At 21.5% G+C, this 1,419-nt stretch carries 2 protein-coding genes; one reads left to right on the top strand and one right to left on the bottom strand.

The annotated features are described in order from the left end of the window. Positions 1-399: transposase (locus tag AB668_RS03695; protein ID WP_152908054.1), on the top strand; the 399-nt coding region annotated here is incomplete at its 5' end. A 540-nt stretch (positions 400-939) separates the two neighbouring features. Here AB668_RS03695 and AB668_RS03690 read toward each other — a convergent pair. Further along, on the bottom strand, positions 940-1,419 hold a 480-nt coding region (locus AB668_RS03690), incomplete at its 5' end, for a transposase (RefSeq protein ID WP_050517675.1).

Raw genomic sequence — 1,419 nt, 5'->3', positions numbered from 1 at the left:
TATGTTTATGAAACAAATAGAACTGATTTATCTGTAGTTGATATTGTAAATTTATATTCAAAACAGTGACAAATTGAATCTAATTTTAAAACGTTAAAAGGTAAATTGTCACTTCGTCCAATGTATCTATCAACATGAAATCATATTGTTGGATATATATGTCTATGTTTTGTATCTTTAGTATTTTTAAATTATGTAATTTATCTTTTAAATTCTAGATTAGAATTGCAAGGTAAAGATAGAATTACTGAACATAAAATGATTAACGTTATTAAGGATGTCAAAGAAATTGAGGTATTTGTAAACAAACAAAAAACAGAAACAATACAAGTGTTTAATGATGAGTTAAAAGAAAGTTGAGATACTTATCACACTCTTTTAGAAGTTTTAAAAAAATAACAGTTGACTTATAAATTTAGGTTTATAAGTTTAAACTGTTATTTTTATGCTTAAAGTGGGAAACGTAGGAATATCATTTACATTCTTGTTTAATATAAAATTATAACAAAACGTTTTATTTAAACTCATATCAGAAATAATAATTGATGGGTTATCGAATTTGCAAACTTGAATTCTTTTTTCAGATGAATATATTTTTTCTATTTTTGAATCTTTGATCATATAAAGTTCATTGTCAGAAACTATAAATACTATATTATTTAGAAAATAAATTTCATAAAGGAAATAAAAAAATAAATGTGTTATCATCCTGGCATTATTATACAATTTGAAATCATAGTTAAAATCATAAATACAAGTGTTATAGGTGTATAAAACACAAAATTATAATTTAAATTTTAGTATTCTTATTCTTTTAAACACAGATCTTCTTGAACAAATTGTAGTTAAATAAATATGACTAAGGTAGGGTAGTTTTAAATTTCAGAAACTGAAAAAAAAACAAATCATAATTTAATTAAAGAATTCCAAAAATATACACTATATAAGACAAGATAAAATCATTTCTTCATCCTTTTTTGAAATTTTACCAACTATTCAAGAACCACTCATAATATTTATTTTGTATTTTTTATAAGAGTTAAATACTTTTAGTGCTTCACTAAAAGTTTTTTCATTTAAGATACCTCTTTCTTCGAATTTATTTTTTATTCTATAACCAATAATTGTAGAAAGCATTTTAATAAATTCTGCTCCATAAATTGAAATATCACTCTTTTTATTTACTTCTTTAAGGTTCAAGTTATCTTGATAAAACTTGTTAACTAGTTCAATTTCTCATCTTTGTTTGTACATTTTATAAATATCAATTGGTTCTAGATCTTGATTAGATATATAAACTATAGTTCCAAACTTATCTTTTAGTTTTTTATAATTTTCTATTGTATATTTTTTACTTTTTAAATAGTCACTGTGTTCTTTTGAAAATCTATTATTATCTCTAAAAGCATAATAAAATTT

It is taken from the genome of Mycoplasma sp. HU2014, from assembly GCF_001199495.1.
Taxonomy (GTDB): Bacteria; Bacillota_I; Bacilli_A; order Mycoplasmatales; family Mycoplasmataceae; genus Mycoplasma.
The sequence above is the reverse complement of the archived record's forward strand: the minus strand, read 5'-3'. Positions and strand labels throughout refer to the sequence as shown.